This is a genomic window from Sinomonas soli (assembly GCF_054782415.1).
Window position 1 is genome coordinate 153,892 of sequence record NZ_BAAGSN010000006.1, and the last position, 17,397, is coordinate 171,288.

Sequence of the window (17,397 nt, forward strand, 5' to 3'; positions counted from 1 at the left end):
GCGTCCGATTCGCCGGCATCGCCGTTCTCCTTCCACCGCGGACGGCACCCCCGACCCGCCCGAGCCGTTGTTTCCCTCTCGATACCCGGTTCACACCTCTTCCGGACCCCGCCCCCCATCCCCGACCAGGACGGCCGAGGCCTCGACCGAACGGTCCGTGACCGTGGTGGGGCTCTCGAGGTGCACGGCCTGGGACGGGATGATCCCGGCACCGCCGTAGCGCTCCATCACCCGCCACTGCGCCACGACGTCCTCGCCGGCATGCGCGGCGGGGAGGTCGCGCCAGAACCCGAAGCCGCCGCAGTCCTCAAGGGCCTCCCGCCGGTAGAGCACGCACCCGCCGACCCAGGCCACGCGGTACGGGAGCCACTCGCCTGCCCGCAGCCTGCCGGTGCGGCGCAGGTCCGCCGCGAGGTGGGCCAGATTCGCGGCATTGTGCAGGCGCCAGCGCACGAACCCCGGGGCGCCGCGGTCCATCCGCTCGGGCCGCACCGGGCCATCCCACACCGAGAAGGCCTCGACTTCTTCCGGGCGGGGGTCATCGAGGTAGGACAGACCTTGGACGGCCATCCCCACGAACCCGCATCCGAGGGTGCCGAGCGCCTCGCCCAGGGTGCGGACCGCGCCGGGGGCCAGCCATACGTCGTCGTCCAGGAAGAGCACTCGCGGCGCGGCGGAGGCCTCGAGGAGGAACTGGCGGTGCTCCGCCAGGCCCCTCCGCGGGTGGTGCCGGAGGGTGCGGACCGGGCGCCCCTGCGCCTCGAGCAGCCGCAGCATCGCGGCGGGCCCCTCGTGCTCCCAGCCTGCCGCGCCGTCGCTCTGGTCACTGACGACGACGCCGAAGCCGTCCGAGTCCTGGGCGGCGAGCCCGGCCAGGGTGGTGGCCAGCTCGGTGGGGCGGTTGCAGGTCGGGATGAGGACCTCGAGGAGCGGTTCGCCGCGCGGGCTGGGTGCGGCCCAGTCCGCGGGACCGCGGGTCACCGGTCCGCCCTCCTGTCCACACGGCGGCTGTCCATCGGGCTGCTGTCCTCTGGACGGCTGTCTATCCGGCGGCCGTCCACCGGCTGCCGGTGCGCGCGTTCGGTCCAGCCGAGGGTCTCAAGCCGCCCGCCGACGGCCTCGACGGCGCCCGCCTCGGCGAGCATGCCCGGAAGGTAGTCGCCGCCCTTGACGTAGACGTCCGGGGCGAGGGCCTCGATGAGCGGCACGGCCGTCTCGGAGTCGAAGACCAGAGCGTGGTCCACGGAGCCGAGGGCCGCGACGACGGCCGCCCTGTCGTCCTCCGCGGCCGACGGCAGGACTCCGTGGAGGCGGTGCGCGGACTGGTCCGAATTGACGCCGACCACGAGCAGGCCGCCCATCCGTGCGGCTTCCTCGAGGAAGGCGGTGTGGCCGCGGTGCAGCCCGTCGAACACCCCGTTGGTGAGGACCACCGCATGGCCGGCGGACCGGGCCGCGGCGGCGGCCTCGCGGGCCGCCTCGAGCGTGCTGACGCGGCGAGGCGGTTCGCGGCGGAGCGCGGCGGCCAGCCGCTCCCCGGTGCAGGTGCTCGTGCCCGGGAGGCCCACCACGACGTCCGCGGCGGCCTGTCCGACGTCGGCGGCCGCATCGACGGGCAGGCCAAGCGCGAGGGCGTACGCGAGCCCGGCCACGAAGGTATCGCCGGCACCGACCGCGTTCTGTTCAGGGGCGGGACGGGCGGCGGTGGCGTGCACCCTGCCCGGGGGCCCCAGGAGCACGGTCCCGTCGCGGTCCAAGGTCACGAGGGTGTGCGCGGCCCCGGTCGCGCTGCCGAGCTCGCGCGCATGCCCCTCGGCCCAGGCACGCCGGTCTCCGTGGGGCGGAGGCTCGCCGAGGAGGTCGGCCGCCTCTTGGGCATTGGGGGTCGCAACGTCGGCCCGGAGGCTCGCCCAGTCGTGGAAGCGGCGGGCGTCCACCACGAGCGCGTGCGCTCCCCGGCGGACCGCGTTCCGGTTCAGGGCCGCGAGCGCGCCGAGGCCGTAGTCGCACACCACGACGGCGTCCGCCCCCGCCAGCGCGGCGAGGGAACGGTCCGAGACCTCGCGGGCCTCGTCCTCGTCAGCATGGCGGCACGAATCCACTCTGAGGAGCAGCTGGCCCCCGGCGAGCATCCGGGACTTCACCGACGTGGACCGGCCGGCACGCCGCACGAGCGTTCCCTCGGTGCTGATCCCTGCCCGGTCGAGGCACGCGGAGAGCGCGCCGCCTGGTTCGTCGTCGCCCGCCACCCCGGCGAGCACCACCTCCGCGCCGAGCGCGGCGAGGTTCATGGCGGTGTTCCCAGCCCCTCCCGGAGCGTCGACGACGCGGGCCACGTCGAGCACCGGGACGGGCCCCTCGCGGCAGAGCCGTTCGGCGCCGCCCTCGCACCAGCGGTCGAGGAGCACGTCCCCTAGCACGAGGATTCGGGGGCGGCGGCGGCCGAGGGCAGCGAGGATCTCTGCGGCGTCCACCTCAGATCACCAGGCCCGGCCCGGGCCGGGAGACCACGGGCGGCTCGAGGTGGATCACCTTGGGACGGCTCAGCTCGTCCAGCAGGCGCGGGCCGAAGCCCACCGGGCTGCCGGTCTGCGGGAGGCCCGGGGCATCGGTCCCGGTGGCTCCCTGGGCGACGCCGTTGACCACCACCGTGCCCACCGGCAGCTCGGCGGCCGCGATCTGGGCATGGGCGATGTCCCGGGTGAGGACCGTTGCGGAGGCACCGCAGGGGCAGTGCGCGGCCTCGGCGATCGCCTCACCGAAGCTTCCCACGCGGATGACGGCGGCCACGGGACCGCGGACTTCTTCGGTGAAGCCCTCCAAGGTCGCGGCGGGGCCGGTGAGGATGGTCGGCGGGTAGTAGGAGCCCGATCCGTCGGGGATGGCGCCGCCGGCGATGCGCAAGGCGCCGCGGTCCAGGGCCTGGGCCACCACGCGGTGGACGTCCTTCCGCGCTCGGGCGTCGACGAGCGGACCGAGCCGCTCACCGGCCGTCCATTGCCGGGCCTGGTCGGCGAAGGCCTCGAGGAAGTCGTCGGCGATGTCCTCGAGCACGTAGATCCGGCTCGCCGCGGAGCGCAGCTGGCCCGCGTGCCGGAAGGCTGCCTCCGCCGCACTCGCAGCAGCCCAGCCGGGATCCACCTCCCGGTCCACGATGAACACGCCGTTGCCCGGCCTGCCGCGGACCAGATGGGCACCCGTCGCGCACGCGGACTGGGTCAGGCTGTCCGCCGCCTCCGAGGACCCGATGTGGACGATCGCGTCGACGCGCCGGTCCTCGGCGAGGGCCGCGCCCACGGCGCCGCTGCCGGTCACGGTGCCGATCACCCCGGCGGGGACCGCCGAGGCGAAGAGCCGTCCGAGTCGCCGGCCGAGCGCGGGGCAGCGGCCGCTCGGCTTGAGGACCACGGCGTTGCCGGCGGCGAGGGACGCGCCGACAACGGCGCAGGCCACCGCCACGGGGTCGTCCCAGGATGTCAGGCCGAGCACGACTCCGCGGGGTTCGAAGACCGTGAAGTCGAGCCCCGAGAACGCCCCGGCGAGGCTCGGGCCCGAGCGGAGCAGGCCCAGCTCTGCGAAGCGCCGGAGCGCCTCGGCTCCCGAGCGCACGCCTTCCAAGGCATCGTCGAAGAGGCGGCCCGTCTCCCGGGAGTTCAGGTCGGCGAGCTCGTGGGCCGCCGATTCGACGGCGGCGGCAATCTCCCGCAGAGCCGTGGAGCGTTCCGCCTGCGGCGTGCGTCGCCACACCGCTGACGCCCGGCGGGCCGACTGGAGCGCGCTCTCGACCCGGTGTGCCTCGGCCGCGGCGAGCGCTGCTGCGTCTGCCTCCGTCTCCGTCCCGGAGGCTGCGCCTCCTGCTGCTGCGTCCGCTCCGGATGCATCCGTTCCGAAGGCGTCGTCTCCCGATGGGTGCGGCGCACCCGCGTAGTCTGCCTTGCCCGGCAGGACAGCGCTCATGTCGACCTCCTGTACAACGTCTATCGGCCTACTACCCCTGCCCTCCTCTCCCAAGCGACCCCTTCGGAAGACTTCTCGAGGTCGTTTGCACGCGGGCCCCGGGGGTAGCGGATCCGCACGGAGCCGACTGGAGCCGGGGGTCCGCGGAGGTTCGGGGGGGGGTGCCTGGAGCCCGCAGCCGGAGGTCCGCCGCCGGGCGGAACACAGAGAGATTCAAGGAGACACGATGGCGCGAGCCGCCCACGGTGAGGACCAGCCCTTCGACGGTGTGGACCGGATCGCGGTGCTCCGGGGCGGCGGGATCGGGGACCTGCTCTCGGTCCTCCCCGCCCTCGAAGCCCTGTCAGAGACCTACCGGCCTGCACACCTCACGCTGCTCACGACCCCGCTGCTGGCGGCGCTGCTCGAGGGCCGTCCTGGCCCGTGGGACCGCGTCGTCGTCGTCCCGACCTTCCCCGACGCGCCGGACGCGTCCGGGCACACGTGGCGGGATGACCCGCGCACGGATGACGTCGTCGCTGCGCTGCAGGCCGAGGGGCTCGGGCTCGCTGCCCAGCTGCATGGCGGCGGCAAGAACTCGAACCCTTTCGTCCTCGCCCTGGGCGCCGCCCACACGGTCGGCTGCTCGACCCCGGACGCGGACCCGCTCGACCGTCAGCTGGCGCACCTCTACTACCAGCGCGAGGTGGACCGCTGGCTCGAGGTCGTCTCGCTCGCGGGGGCGGAGACCAGGCATCTCGAGCCCCGGTTGACTGCCGTTCCTGCCGACGCCGACGCTGCCGCTCCCTGGCTGCAGACGGAGGCGAGGGGCCTCGTCGTCGTCCATCCGGGCGCGACCGATCCGCGGCGCCGCTGGCCGGCGGCGCGGTTCGCCCACGTGGCGGCGGCCCTCGCTGAGGAGGGCTGGCAGGTCCTCGTTGTGGGCGATCCGGACGAGCGCGGGCTCGCCGAAGGGATCGCGCACGACGCCGCGCTGGCGGCTCCCAGCGCCGCGCACCTCATCGGGTCGGCGGCCGGGCGGACGGACCTGCACGGGCTCGTGGGCCTCCTCGATGCGGCGCAGCTCGTGGTCGCCAATGACAGCGGTCCACGGCACCTCGCGCAGGCGCTCGGGACTCCAACCGCGTCCGTGTACTGGGGCCCCAACCTGGTCAACGCCGGGCCGCGCCAGCGGAGGAGGCACCGGGTGCAGATCTCGTGGCGCCAGCTGTGCCCGGTGTGCGGGGCCGATGGCACCGACCCCTTCGGCAGGTCCTGCGATCACTCCGAGCCATGGGTCTCCGACGTCCCGGTCGAGGGCGTACTGGCCGACGCAAAGGCCCTGCTCGCTGGGCAGTAGAAAGGCACTCCCCAGCCCTTCACCTGCGTCGGCGCCAGAAGGTGTCACCCCCCCGTCCGCGCTCAACGTGCCTCTTTCCCGTGTCCGCCCTAGAAGGGTGGGGGCGGGTCGTGATGAGGGTAGGTGGTGTAGGCCAGTCCTGCCGGTGAGGTCCAGCGCAGGGTGCCCGGCGGTTCGACCGGTTGAGGTGGTGCGGGTGCGGGTGCCGGTGCGGGTGCGCCGTGCGGAATGGTGCCTGTCTGAGTGGTGTCTGTCTGGGTGAGCGTCCAGTGGCCGCGGGTCTTGAGGCGGTGGTGTTCGCGGCAGAGGAGGGCCAGATTGGCCGCGGCCGTGTGGCCGCCCGCGTGCCATTCGATGGTGTGGTCGGCTTCGGTCGTGGCAGCGGGGCGATCACAGCCGGGGAAGCGGCAGGCGGCATCGCGGGCGCCGAGGTAGCGGCGCATGGCTGCCGTGGGGGCGTAGCGGGTGCGGCCGATGGCCAGGGGCGCCCCGGTGGCGGGGTCTGCCCACAGACGGGTCCAGGTTGCGGCGTCGGCGGCGAGAAGGCGGGCCGCCGCGGGGTCGAGGGGACCGTAGCCGAGGAGTTCGGCGGGAGTGTCTGCGGTGCCGGCGGCGGTCGCCGCGGGCAGGACGAGGAGCACCTCGCACCGGACCCCCGACCGCGCAGGTCCCACAGATCCCGCGGGCACGCCATACTCGGCTCGTGGAGCGAGTCCCGGGGCCGCAGGCGCGTCCGGCACTCCCGCCCGGGACAGTGCTGCGGGCTGGGACAGCGCGGCGGCCCCGGACAGCGCGGCGGGGTCGGGGGCGCCGGGCGGCGCGGCACCGGCGGTAAGGAGGTCGGTGGTGAGGAGGTCGGCGAGAGCGTCGGCGCGCAGCTGAGGAAGGGTCCGGGCCTCGCCGGGTGCGTGCAGGGAGCGGGCGATGGCCTCGAGACGGGTGTCGATCGCCGCCCCGTGCTCCAAGGGCAGGTAGGCGGTGAGCCAGCACATCCCGTCCGGAGCGGGGTCGAGATCGACGCGGCGCCCGGCGGCGGCGTGGGCCTTGCGGGTGGTGAACGGCTCATCCGCGTGGTCCTCGACGAGGCGGCGCAGGCGGCGTGTCAGCGCGGCCGGGGAGGGGATGCGGTCCGGGTCGGCGGGGCAGGCGGCCTCGACGGCGGCGGTCAGGAATGCCGCAAGGCGTGCCGGGGGCACGGGCACGGCGGCATCCAGGACGGTCTTGGCCCGACGTCGGGAGAGCCGCCCGGCCGCGAGGGCGGCCAGGACGGGGGCCGCGGCGGGGTCGCTGAGGGACAGGGCCTCGACGACCAGCCCCCTGGCGGTGCGGGCGGAGACCTTCAGGGCCGCGGAGACCTCCGAGGCCGCGATCGAGGCCGCTTCCGCCGTCCGGAGAGGGTCGGTGCCGTCGCCGGCGCAGAGGTCCACGAGCGCGCCGAGCACGGCGGCCTGCTCGGCCAGGCGGTCCGCCTCGAGCTGCTCGAGGCGGACCAGGCGGCGCACGAGCCCGGCCGCGGCCATCTCCCTCAGCTCCGCCCGCACTACCGACGCCGGGAAGACCTCGAGCTCCTCCGGGGACGCGAACAGCCCCGAGTCCACCCCGTCCACGATGTCCCATAGGCGCTGGCCGCTGTCGCTCAGGTGCTGGGCGCCGTCCGATGAATCGGCATCGGGGTCGGTCCCGACGGAACGGCCGGCCCCGCCCACGGCTGCCGCGGCGAGGTCCTTGTCCGGGGCCCCCCTGAACGCCGCCGAGAGCACCGGCCCCAGCGCACCCGCAGCCACCCCCTGCGGCCGCGCCAGATCGTTGAGCTCCCACTCCAGCCGCAGCCACTCCGGCGGCTCCGGCGGGACCCAGCCAGACGCGCCCTCGCCGAGGGGCCCCTCAGCCCCTGACCCCGATGCATCATCCCACCCCATGTACCAATATTAGTATATGTATTCGATAGAACGAAGACTGTTAGAGCACATCTTCTATTTCTGGAGATGCGGCAGACCGGCGCGTCTCACAGTCCTCCGTAGCTCTGCCCGTAGATGCCGTCGTCCGACAGGCCGGCCTACGGCCAGGAATCCTCCATGGAACCGGCCACGAGCAGCTCGCGGACCTCGCAGCCCCGCGGCTGCGAGAGGGCGAAGAGCACCGAGCGGGCCACGTCCGAGGGCCGGTTGAGGGTGCTGCGGTCGTGCGGCTTGTACTCCTCGGGCCGGTCATCGAAGAAGGCCGTGTCCATGCCGCCGGGGATGAGGGTGGTCACGCCCACCCTCCCCTTCAGCTCAGCGGCAAGGGCCCTGCTGAAGCCGATCACGCCGAACTTGGAGGCGCAGTAGGCCGTGGCCCCCGCGGCGCCGCGGAGGCCGAGGGTCGATGCGACGGTCACCACCCGGCCATGCGACTCGAGCAGATGCGGGACGGCGGCGCGCACCACGGCGGCCGTCCCGAGGAGGTTCACGCGCAGCACGCGCTCCCATTCATCGGCCGGCACCTCCGCGAGTTCGCCGCAGCGGTCGATGCCTGCGGCGCACACCACCGCATCGAGCCCGCCTGCCTCCTCGACCGCGCGGGCGACGGCGGCCTCCGCCTCCTCGCGCACCGAGAGGTCGGCGACCACTCCGGCCACGCCCTCGGGCGCAGGCTGCCGGTCGACGACGATCGGCCGCGCCCCCTGCCCCGCCGCGGCGTCGACGATCGCCGCGCCGAGGCCTGAGGCGCCCCCGGTCACGAGGATCCGGGCGCCGCGGAGCGGCCCGTGGGTGGCCTGGTCGGTCTCGTGGCTGATGCGTGTACTCGTGGTGGTCATGGGAGTCCTTCCGGTTCAGTGGTGATGGTCAGTGGTCTGTCGTCGCCCGGCGTCAGCCGAGCCCCGCGATTGCGGAGGCGAGGCCCGTCGTCGACCGTCCCGGCTCGAGCGGGACGGTGACGACGTCGCCGCCCCACTCCCGCAGGAGTGCGGTCTCGGGCAGCCGCTCTGCGTCGTAGTCGGCGCCCTTGACCCAGACGTCCGGGCGGAGCTCCTTGAGCAGCTGCTCCGGCGTGTCCTCGGAGAAGACCTCCACGGCGTCCACGCAGCTGAGCCCGAGGAGCAGGTCCACCCGATCGGCCTGGGACATGAGCGGGCGGCAGTCGCCCTTGAGGCGTCGGATCGACTCGTCCGAGTTGAGGCACACGATGAGGCAGTCGCCCAGGTCGCGGGCCGCCTCGAGGAGCCGGAGGTGGCCGGCGTGCAGGAGGTCGAAGCAGCCTCCCGCGGCGACCACGCGGCCGCCGGTGGACTGGACGCGCCGGGCAAGGGCGAAGGCGGCGCTCTCCTCCCGCTCCTCCTCCCCCGCGGTCGGCGCCTCCGCGACGCCCCCGGACGCCGCGGGGGGCAGGGGTGCCTGTCCGCGCTCGAGCGAGGAGACCCCGCCCCCGCCGAGGAACTCCACCGCCCCGGAGATGGCGGCCTCGACCGCGCGCTCGAGGCCGTGCCCGGCGGCGAGCGCGACGGCGAGCGAGGCGGCGAAGCGGTCCCCCGCGCCGCACGAGTCCTCGATCCGCAGCCCGGCGGCCGGCGCCGCGATGTGGGTGTCGGCGTCGGGCCCGCACACGAGCGCGCCCCGTTCGGCCAGGGTGACCACGACCGCCTCCGCGTTCCAGCGCTGCCGCAGCCGCCCCGCCGCGGTCGCGACGGCGCCGAGTCCGTTGACCGCCCGCCCGGAGAACGCCAGCAGCTCGGGCAGGTTCGGCGTCACGGCGGCGGCCTTGGAGACCGGCCGGGCGCCCTGCGGGTGGGGGTCCCACACCACGGGGACGTGCCGGGCCGCGGATTCGATCGCCGCGCGGAGGGTGGGGGCCTCCGCAAGCCGCCTGCCGTAGTCGGCGACCACGATCGCGTCCGCACCGGCGATCCGCTCGAGCATCGCCTCGTCGACCAGGGGGAACGGCTTCTGGCCGCAGCCCTCATCGATCCGCGCGACCCTCTGGCCGTCCGCGACGACCCGCATCTTGACCGGCGTCGGGCCGCCGAGCGCCCCGGCGGTCACGCGCACCCCGCTGAGCAGGGCGCGGAGGCGCGCCGCCGCCTGGTCGTTGGAGAGGGCGGTGACGAGGTCGACGTCGTGCCCGTCCTCCGCGAGCATCGTCGCCACGAGGCCGGCGCCCCCCGCGCGCTCGAGCCGGCGGCCCACTTCGACGATGGGCGCGGGGGCGTCCGGACAGAGGCGGCTCGCGTGGCCGTGCAGGTCAATGTCCATGAGGGTGTCTCCCACCACGGCAAGTCTCATCTGGGGTCCCTTCCTGGGATGCTCCGGCCGGGCCGGGGCTGCGGCGCCGGGGTGTCTGCGATGCACGCGTCGAAGCACACGCAGAGGGCGTGGATCGCCACGAGCTGGGACTCCTGCACGTGGCAGTTCCTTCCGTCGAGGAGCACGGCCTCGTCCACCGCCGAGGAGAGCGGATTGGGTCCGGGGCCGGTCATGGCCCAGCTCACCGCCCCGGCCTCCCGCGCCGCCGCGGCGGCGCTGAGGAGGTTGGGGCTCTTCCCGGAGGTGGAGAGGAGCACGACGACGTCGCCCTGCCTGGCATGGGCCCGGATCTGCCGGGCGAAGACCTCCTCGTAGCCGTAGTCGTTCCCGATCGCCGTCATCGCCGAGGTGTCCCCGTGGAGGGCAATCGCCGAGAAGGGGGCCCGATCGCCGTCGTACCTCCCCACGAGCTCGGCCGTGAGGTGCTGCGCCTCCGCCGCGGAGCCGCCGTTGCCGGCCACGAGGAGCCTGCCGCCGTGGGAGAGCCGATGCGCCAGCTCATGCCCCCACCGGGCAAGCACGAGGGAGTGGCGCTCGAGCACCTCGAGGGCCACCATGGACTCCGCGATATGGGCCGCCACACTGCGTGCGAGCGCAGCGGTGGGGTCGCTGGCGGCCCGACCGCGCTGGGCGGCGGAGCGGAAGGCGGCGCTCCCGGCGCCGGGTACGGGCCGCAGGGCCGCACGGGAGCGGGGCGCGGTCCGCGCCGCGTCCAGTCCTCGGTGAGCTGCACACATCCTCAGGCCCCCTCCTCGACGCGGCGCAGCCTGCGCCGGGACCGCAGGACGGCCGGCTCCGGCTGCTGCCAGTGCTCGCGCATCACCCGGTAGATGCGCTCGGTGTCCGAGGCCACCTTGTCCCACGTGTAGCGGCTCCGCGCGCGCTCGACTCCGGCGGCGCCGAGGGCCGCCCGGCGCTGCGGATCGTCCGCGAGCGCGGACACGGCGTCGGCGAGCGCCTCGGGGTCCTTGGGCGGGACGTGGAGGCCCGTGACGCCGTCGACCGTGGTCTCGGCGAGGCCGCCCACGGCCGCCACGATGGTGGGTACTCCGCAGGCCATGGCCTCGAGCGGGACGATGCCGAAGGGCTCGTACCAGGGGCAGCAGACCACGGCGTCGAGGCTGCGCATGAGCTCGGGCATGGCGTCGCGGGCGACCTGGCCGGTGAAGATGATCTGGCTGCCGATCCCGAGGGATTCGGCGAGGTCGCGCAGGCGCCGCGCCTCCGGGTCCTCTGCGACGCGCTCCTTGGCCACGGAGCCGCCGACCACGAGGAGCTCGACGTCCCGGCGTCCGGACTCGGCGAGGAGGGCGAGCGCACGGATCACTGTGTCCACGCCCTTGCGGGGCACGAGGCGGCCGATCGTGGCGATCCGGAACCGCTGGCCCCGGGTCCGGGCCGGTCCGTCCGGGGTGAAGAGGCCGGTGTCCACGCCACAGGGCGCGATCGAGATGTGCCGCCGGCTCACGCCCATGGACCGCAGCTCGAAGGCTTCGTCGGGGCACGTGGCGATGACGCGGTCCACCGACCGCGCGACCCACGGTTCGAGGGTCTCGCGTTCAGGCGGGCTCGTGTCCTCGATTCCCTGGTGGCGCCGCTTGACCACGCCCAGCGCGTGGAAGGTCTGTGCCACGACGGGCGGGGTGAGGCCCAGGCGCTGCACCTTGTCCGCCGCCTCGATGCAGGCGACGCCGGACATCCAGAAGTGCCCGTGGACCACGTCCGGGGTGTCCTGCGCCCAGTACTCGCTGATCCGGTCCGCGAGTTCGGGGATGTAGGGCAGCAGCCTGTCCTTGGGGACGGCGCGTGCGGGCCCGGCGTCGACGTTGACGAGGCCGACGCCGGTGGGCAGCATCTGCTCCCAGTGGAGCCTGTTGCTGTCGCGCCGTGTGAACACGGTGACGGCGTGCCCGCGGCGGACGAGCGCCGCGGAGAGCTCAGCGACGTGCACGTTCTGCCCTCCGGCGTCCTCGCCCCCGATGGCCGCGAGCGGACTCGCGTGCTCAGAGACCATGGCGATCTTCATCGTTGTGCTCCTTTCAGCGTGCCCGCTCCGCGGGTACCGTCCGCAGCCTCCGCGAGCACCTGGTCCCACGCAGCGTGGAACCGGTCCAGTCCGTAGCGGGCCAGGGCGGCCTCGCGGGCCTTCAGCCCCGCCTCGACGGCCTCGTCCGGGTGGGCGAGCAGCCGGCGTGCGGCAGCGAGGAGTTCCTTCGGGTCGGAACTGACGCAGCCGGCCCCCGGGGGCACGGCGCGCCAGGCCTCGGTGGAGCCCACCACGAGCACCGGCAGTCCGAGGAACATCGCCTCGATGAGGGCAAGCCCCAGAGAGGTCCAGCGGAAGGGGTGGAGGTAGGCGCGGCGGCGGGCGAGCTCGGCGTGCAGGGTCCCGGAGGGCACGTCGCCGGCCCACGTCAGGCAGTCGGGCCCAAGGCCTGTGGCCTCCTCGAGGCCGCCGCCGCCCATCCCGAAGACATCGATGGGCGCTGCCTTGGAGAAGACGGGCAGCAGGTCCGTGCCGGCCACCCGGCGGCGCCGGACGGGCTCGTTCACGGCCGCCACGAGCCTCTCGAGCTCGCCGGTGTAGCGCAGGCCGGGGTCGTTGACCCCGTGCTCGACCACGAACACGGGCGCGTGGCCGCTGTCCCACATGAGCGCGTTGAAGTGGGTGACGTGCACGATCGGGATGCCGGTCTGGTCGGCGAGCGGGTGCCGGGTCTCCGGGACGGAGCCTTTGGGGGTGTTGTGCTCGACGAATACCGCGGGGAGGTCGGTCCCGGGCCGCAGGCCCGTCAGGGACTGGACCAGCCCGATCTCCTCGGTGCGCTGGAGCACGACGGCGTCGATCCCGCCTCCGCGGACCGCGAGTTCCTCGGCCGTGGCCTCCACGGCGCGCGGCCAGGGCCTGCCCGCCAGGCCCAGCCCCCAGGGCCCGCGCTCGGCGTCGACGGGGACCACGTACTCGTGCGGGCCGCGGACGAATCCGTCCATCCAGCCGCCGTGGACGTGCCACACGAGGATGCGCATCAGGCCACCGCCCCGGTCTGGGCCGCGAGCAGGTCCTGCACGGCCTCGACGACCTGCTCGGCCCGCACGCCGGCCAGGCACGGATGGCCCGGGAGCGGGCAGATCCGCGCACGGGTGCCGGCGCACGGCGCCTCCTGGTCGCCGAGGAGGACGGTGGGCGCTCCCCTCGGCCGCCAGACCTCGGCGGCCACCACCGGTGCGAAGAGGCTCACCACGGGCGTGCGGACGGCAGACGCGAGGTGCGCGGGCCCGGTGTTGCCGGCGACGACGACGCTGGCGCCCGCGAGCACGTCCACGAGGCCGGGCAGGCCCGTGCTTCCCCCGAGGTCGGTGCCGCGGGAGCCCGCCACGCGGGCTGTCAGCGCTCGCTCGTCCGGTCCGCCGGTGACCAGCACGCGCAGGCCCGCGGCAGTGAGCTGCTCGACCAGTTCCGCGGCGTTCTCGGCGGGCCAGGACCGTGCTGGCGCGTCCGCCCCGGGGTGCACCACCACGTAGGGGCCGTCGGGACGGAGCCCGCTGCGACGCTGGGGCACGAGGGCGGGCAGGCCGTCGTCGTCGGCCGGAAGCGGGAAGCCCGCCGCGGCGGCGATGCCGAGTGCCCTGTCCACCTCGTGGGTCTCCCAGGGGAGTTCGCGCGAGGTCACCCGCACGTCGAGCAGCGAGCCCGGGTAGTCCTCCGATAGCGCCGTGATCCGCGGGACCCCGCAGAGCCGCAGCGCGAGGGCGAGGGGCAGGGGCGACTGGTGGAAGGAGGTGAAGATGACGGCCTCGTCGGGGGCGATGTCCGAGACGAGCCGCTCGAGCTGACGGAGGTTCCGCGGGGTCGCCTCCGGCGCCGGGTTGCCGATCCAGGGGCACTCCCATTCGCGCGTGTGGCGCACCTGAGGCAGCAGGCGGGCAGCGCCGGTCCCGCGGGGCCCGGTGAGCAGGTAGGGCTCCGCGTGTGCCGCGATCGCCCGGACAGCCGGGCCGGCCATGACCACGTCCCCGAGGCTGTCGAGCCGGACGGCGAGGACGCGCCTCACGCTACGCTCCCGAGGGGCGGGGCGCCGGGGCGGCCGAGCCGGGTGCTGTGCGCCAGCTCGGGTCCCAGGGCGAGCATGACGGCGGACGAGAGGTCCCCAGCGACCATGGGCGCCTCGAGGATTTCGGGGCGCAGGGTGATGGGCGTGGGGACCATGATCCCGCGCGAGCCGCCGCGGTGGGCAGCCTCCATGTCCTTGCCGATGTCGCCGATGACCACGGCGTCCTCCGGCTGGATCCCGAGGTCCCGGCAGGCCGCGTGCACGAGGCCCGGCTTGGGCTTGCGGCATTCGCACCGGTCCTCGGGGGCGTGCGGGCAGACCTGCCAGGTGTCGAACGGGCCGAGGATCTCCTCGATGCGGGCGTTGACGGCCCGGAGCTCGTGCTCGGCGATGAGGCCGAGGCCCACTCCGGACTGGTTGGTCACGACGCCGCAGGCGATGCCGAGTGCGCGGAGGCGGCGGAGCGTCTGGAGCGCCCCGGGCATCGGGACCACGAGATCGGGGTCCGTGTTGTAGGGGACGTCCGCGACGAGCGTCCCGTCGCGGTCGAAGAGGATTGCGGACGGTACCGGCCGCCGCTCCCTCTCGCCAATGGTCTTCCTCATAGGAGAAGCAGTGCCCCTGCAGCAGTACACTAAACGGACCTAACACGACTTCTTCTTCTCCTCCTCCTTCTCCCAAAATCGCTCAAGCCGCGGGCGTACCGTCATCCCACACTCAGGGAGCAGCCGTGGCACAGCGTGCAACGAAGCCGACCGTCCTCGCCCTGCGGGCACTCAAACTGGGAGACCTCCTCGTCGCGGTCCCGGCGCTCCGGGGCCTGCGCCGGGCCTTCCCCGACCACGAGCTCGTCCTCGCCGCGCCGCGCTGGCTGGCACCGATCGTCCCCCTCATCGGAGGGATCAACGCGCTGCTGCCGACGCCGGGCCTCGACCATCCGCTCGCCTGGCGCCGCCCGGTGGATGTGGCCGTCAACCTGCACGGGAACGGGCCCGAGAGCAGGGGCCGGCTCGATGCGCTGGAGCCCACCTACCGGATCGGCCACGCGGCGCCGGGCTGGGCCGGTCCCGAATGGGACGACTTCCTCCACGAGCGGGACCGCTGGGTGCGCCTGCTGACGTGGAACGGCATCGTGGCCGACTCCTCCGACTTCCGGCTGTGCCCGCCCGAGACGCCGGCACCGGTGGAGCGGGCCACGATCATCCACGTGGGCGCCGCGTACGGCAGCAGGCGCTGGCCCATCGAGCGGTTCGCGGACGTCGCGACCGTGCTCTCCCTCCGGGGCCACCAGGTGGTGGTCACCGGCGGCCCGGACGACGTCTTCCGCGCCTCGGCGGTGGTCAAGGCCGCCGGGCTGCATGCCTCGGCCTGCGTGGCCGGGCGCTGGGAGCTCGATGCGTTCGCCGCCGCGATCGCCGCGGCGCGGGCGGTGGTCACCGCGGACACCTCGGCGGCCCATCTGGCCACGGCCTACGGCACCCCCTCGGTGGTGATGTTCGGGCCGGCGGCCCCGGAGCAGTGGGGACCGCCCGCGGAGGGCCCGCACGTGGTCCTCACGGATCCGCGGGTGCGTGTGGGCGATCCCTTCGCCGCGGACCCCGATCCTGCGCTGCTCGCCGTCCTGCCCGGCCACGTCCTCGACGCGCTGGAGGGGTTGGAGGAGGACGACGCCGCCGGCCAGGAGGGCGGGCAGGTCGCTTTCAGCTAGGGCCGGCCTGGTGGTCTGCGGGGCCGGAGGACCAGGCGCGGCGAAGGGCGCGGTGCACGCACCGCGCCCTTCCTGTGTGCCGCGCCCGGGCCTGATGCCGCCCCCCTCACACCGGCATCATGCCCGGACGGACGGGCCTCAGGCCGCCATCCTCCTCCGCAGCCTGTCGAGCAGACGCTTGAGGAGGCGCGAGACCTGCATCTGGCTCACGCCGAGCTCCTTGGCGATCTGGTCCTGGGTCATCTCCTGGACGAAGCGGAGGTCGAGGAGCTGCCTGTCATGGTCGGTCGCGTCGGACATCGCCCCGGCGAGCGCGTGCATCTGCTCGACGTGCTCGTAGCCGGGGTCCTCAGCACCGAGGACGACGTTCAGCCGGCGTTCCTCGGGATCCTCTGACGAGTCTCCATGCTCGACGGGCTGGCCGACCATCGCCGACTCCGCGATCTGCGCCTCCGCCACGTCGGAGGCCGGCACTCCGGCCGCGGTGCTCAGTTCCGCCGTGGTGGGATCGTGCCCGAGCTCCTGGGCGAGGCCGGGGCGCAGCGCGTTGACCTTGAGGCGGAGCTCCTGGAGCGCACGGGGCGGCCGGACGACCCACGACTGATCGCGGAGATAGCGCTTGAGTTCTCCCGTGATGGTGGGCACCGCGTAGGGCACGAACCCGTGTCCGAGGGGCTCCCGGTAGCGGTGGGCGGCCTTCAGCAGGCCGAGCCGGGCCACCTGGCGCAGGTCCTCCGTGTCGTGCCCCGCGCAGCGGAACCTGCGGGCGAGGGCATCGGCGACCCCGAGGTACTCGATGGCGAGCTGTCCCGCTGCCACCGGGTCGGTGCCGTCGGTCGGAGGCTCGCTGCGGCACGCCCGGCCTTCGGGCGCGGCTCCCAGGACGACGCCGTTGACGCTCTCTGGAGCGCCGGCAAGGTCTGGATCGTTGGGGACTGGGAGCAGATGGGCCTGCCGTGGAGCTTCCTGCATGGCGAGTTGCCTCCTCGCTGGAATTGGAAAGATGTGTGGGGCGTCAGTGACTGCCGGGCGCCTCCTGAGCTGGGCGGTCCGCGCCGTGCGCGGGGACGTATGGGGGCCAGGTCCCGGTGTCTCGAGTCCTGGTGGGCTGGGGGTCGGCGTCGCCTGGAAGGGAAGAGGGACCGCGAGTCGCCGAGGCGACCCGTTCGGGCGTCGCTGCGCGCACAGCGGCGCGGTGGGCGTCTTCTTCGGTGATCAGCTCGCGGCGGCCGACGGGTCGCGCCGCTTGGGTCATAGTGACGTTGAATCTCCAGTCAACTGGCCATCCGGCGTGGTGGTGCGGGCCAGCTGCTTGACTCCGGTTTCCACCGTAGGCACGACTGCTCGTCGAATACAACGGCGCGAGAAGGAACAGTTCTGTCTCTTGGCATGGGGAGTGCCGATTATCTCGCGGCCTTACCGAGGGAAGGCTCCCAGTTGGGGCCGCCGATCCCCGGAAAGGCGCGGCCCTGGGCACTCCCGCCGGGCGCATCCTCGGCGGAGTCCCGGTGCGGTTCTGATGCGGTCTTGATGCGGTTTTGATGCGGGCGATCAGAGGGTATGAAGACGTGGGCGGCCTGTACCCGCCTTCCACCGATTCGAGAGGACGCCATGGACCAGCGGAATCTTCCTGACGAGCCCGAGCGCCGGGAGAGCACGCCCCTCGAGGGCGGCGAGGCCCACTTCGCGGACCGGGAGCCGGGCGAGGAGCGCACGGCCGAGAGCTCGGGCCCGCACCCGGGCACCCCGGTGCCCCGGCACGGGGTGGACGACACCGTCGCCGACGGTCCGACCGATGTCACCCCGTCCTCCCGGGGAGCCGGAGCGGTGTGGGGCGATGCCGAGCGCACGCCCAACCCCGGTCCGGTCCGCCCGCCCGGGCCCGAGGACCAGGCCCGCATCGACGCGGTCGCCGAGGAGTACGAGGTCGCGACCACCGAGGAAGGCGAGCACTACCTGACCCCTCGCGAAGACGCGGAGAACGCTTCGCAGCCGGCGCGCGACGAGTTCCCGGACCACTGATCCGGGAATGCCGGGCGGTGATCCGGGCGGCCGCGCTGC

Annotated in this window: 15 protein-coding genes; 3 read left to right on the top strand and 12 right to left on the bottom strand. The window is 74.1% G+C overall.

Translation table 11 applies throughout. The annotated features are described in order from the left end of the window. Positions 1–90: 90 nt before the first annotated feature. From ACYVKZ_RS06390 to ACYVKZ_RS06400, 3 genes are read right to left on the bottom strand one after another with little or no spacing between them, the layout of a single operon-like run. Positions 91–981, bottom strand: coding sequence for a glycosyltransferase family 2 protein (locus ACYVKZ_RS06390; RefSeq protein WP_460991229.1), 891 nt, complete (start codon positions 979–981; stop codon positions 91–93). Further along, positions 978–2,474 carry a PfkB family carbohydrate kinase gene (locus tag ACYVKZ_RS06395; protein ID WP_460991230.1) on the bottom strand — a complete coding sequence of 499 codons (1,497 nt, stop codon included), beginning with the start codon at positions 2,472–2,474 and terminating at the stop codon, positions 978–980. Before ACYVKZ_RS06395 ends, ACYVKZ_RS06390 begins: the two co-directional genes overlap by 4 nt. 1 nt (position 2,475) lies before the next feature. Beyond that, a complete protein-coding gene (locus tag ACYVKZ_RS06400; protein WP_460991231.1) occupies positions 2,476–3,957 on the bottom strand; it encodes an aldehyde dehydrogenase family protein in 1,482 nt (493 codons plus the stop codon). 226 nt (positions 3,958–4,183) lie between these two features. Between ACYVKZ_RS06400 and ACYVKZ_RS06405 the strand changes: the two genes are divergently transcribed. Then, positions 4,184–5,296: a glycosyltransferase family 9 protein gene (locus ACYVKZ_RS06405; protein ID WP_460991232.1), complete on the top strand. Its 1,113-nt coding sequence runs from the start codon at positions 4,184–4,186 to the stop codon at positions 5,294–5,296. A gap of 89 nt (positions 5,297–5,385) precedes the next feature. Here the strand turns inward: ACYVKZ_RS06405 and ACYVKZ_RS06410 are convergent, their stop codons facing one another. From ACYVKZ_RS06410 to ACYVKZ_RS06445, 8 genes are all read right to left on the bottom strand, one after another. Next, on the bottom strand, positions 5,386–7,215 hold the full coding sequence (locus ACYVKZ_RS06410; protein ID WP_460991233.1) for an HNH endonuclease signature motif containing protein: 1,830 nt from the start codon (positions 7,213–7,215) through the stop codon (positions 5,386–5,388). A 137-nt stretch (positions 7,216–7,352) separates the two neighbouring features. Next, the gene (locus ACYVKZ_RS06415) at positions 7,353–8,093 is read right to left on the bottom strand and encodes an SDR family oxidoreductase (protein WP_460991234.1); all 741 of its coding nucleotides are present in this window, start codon (positions 8,091–8,093) and stop codon (positions 7,353–7,355) included. A gap of 52 nt (positions 8,094–8,145) precedes the next feature. Further along, entirely contained in the window at positions 8,146–9,555 is a 1,410-nt protein-coding gene (locus ACYVKZ_RS06420) for a PfkB family carbohydrate kinase (protein ID WP_460991235.1), read from the bottom strand. Continuing rightward, positions 9,552–10,313 (bottom strand): D-sedoheptulose-7-phosphate isomerase, encoded by a 762-nt coding sequence (locus ACYVKZ_RS06425; RefSeq protein WP_460991236.1) that lies wholly within the window; start codon positions 10,311–10,313, stop codon positions 9,552–9,554. The genes ACYVKZ_RS06420 and ACYVKZ_RS06425 overlap by 4 nt, the downstream gene beginning before the upstream one ends. Positions 10,314–10,315: 2 nt before the next feature. Beyond that, positions 10,316–11,602, bottom strand: coding sequence for a glycosyltransferase (locus tag ACYVKZ_RS06430; protein ID WP_460991237.1), 1,287 nt, complete (start codon positions 11,600–11,602; stop codon positions 10,316–10,318). Further along, complete coding sequence (locus tag ACYVKZ_RS06435) at positions 11,599–12,603, bottom strand: glycosyltransferase (RefSeq protein ID WP_460991238.1); 1,005 nt, start codon at positions 12,601–12,603, stop codon at positions 11,599–11,601. The genes ACYVKZ_RS06430 and ACYVKZ_RS06435 overlap by 4 nt, the downstream gene beginning before the upstream one ends. Then, positions 12,603–13,628 carry a glycosyltransferase family 9 protein gene (locus ACYVKZ_RS06440; RefSeq protein ID WP_460991239.1) on the bottom strand — a complete coding sequence of 342 codons (1,026 nt, stop codon included), beginning with the start codon at positions 13,626–13,628 and terminating at the stop codon, positions 12,603–12,605. Before ACYVKZ_RS06440 ends, ACYVKZ_RS06435 begins: the two co-directional genes overlap by 1 nt. Beyond that, positions 13,625–14,233: a D-glycero-alpha-D-manno-heptose-1,7-bisphosphate 7-phosphatase gene (locus ACYVKZ_RS06445; protein ID WP_460991240.1), complete on the bottom strand. Its 609-nt coding sequence runs from the start codon at positions 14,231–14,233 to the stop codon at positions 13,625–13,627. The genes ACYVKZ_RS06440 and ACYVKZ_RS06445 overlap by 4 nt, the downstream gene beginning before the upstream one ends. Before the next feature lie 125 nt (positions 14,234–14,358). Between ACYVKZ_RS06445 and ACYVKZ_RS06450 the strand changes: the two genes are divergently transcribed. Continuing rightward, positions 14,359–15,336: a glycosyltransferase family 9 protein gene (locus ACYVKZ_RS06450; protein ID WP_460991241.1), complete on the top strand. Its 978-nt coding sequence runs from the start codon at positions 14,359–14,361 to the stop codon at positions 15,334–15,336. Between the two features lie 138 nt (positions 15,337–15,474). On the opposite strand, the gene ACYVKZ_RS06455 is transcribed toward ACYVKZ_RS06450, so the two are convergent. After that, complete coding sequence (locus ACYVKZ_RS06455; protein ID WP_460991242.1) at positions 15,475–16,308, bottom strand: sigma-70 family RNA polymerase sigma factor; 834 nt, start codon at positions 16,306–16,308, stop codon at positions 15,475–15,477. Between the two features lie 639 nt (positions 16,309–16,947). Here ACYVKZ_RS06455 and ACYVKZ_RS06460 point away from each other — a divergent pair. Beyond that, positions 16,948–17,358: a hypothetical protein gene (locus ACYVKZ_RS06460; RefSeq protein WP_460991243.1), complete on the top strand. Its 411-nt coding sequence runs from the start codon at positions 16,948–16,950 to the stop codon at positions 17,356–17,358. The last annotated feature ends 39 nt before the right edge of the window (positions 17,359–17,397 follow it).